Here is a 200-nt window from a genome sequence, read left to right as displayed (position 1 = left end):
CAGTGTGAGTACCGTCACCGTTGTCTTTAACTTCGGCTTCGGCATTCTTACCATCTGCACCGGTATCACCTTTAGCGCCAGTTGCACCGTCTTTAACGATAGTAGTAGTGGTGTTACCTTCGCCATCGGTGATGGTTACAGTGTGAGTGCCGTTGCCATTGTCTTTAACTTCAGCTTTAGCATTCTTACCGTCTGCACCG

General features: G+C 49.0%; 1 protein-coding gene. It reads right to left on the bottom strand.

Translation table 11 applies throughout. From position 1 onward, the window contains the following. Positions 1–200 (bottom strand): collagen-flanked surface repeat-containing protein (locus HMPREF3022_RS06745; protein ID WP_141756509.1); only part of this gene is annotated, 200 nt, incomplete at both ends.

Source organism: Neisseria sp. HMSC065C04, assembly GCF_001815375.1.
GTDB lineage: Bacteria > Pseudomonadota > Gammaproteobacteria > Burkholderiales > Neisseriaceae > Neisseria > Neisseria flavescens_D.
The sequence above is the reverse complement of the archived record's forward strand: the minus strand, read 5'-3'. Positions and strand labels throughout refer to the sequence as shown.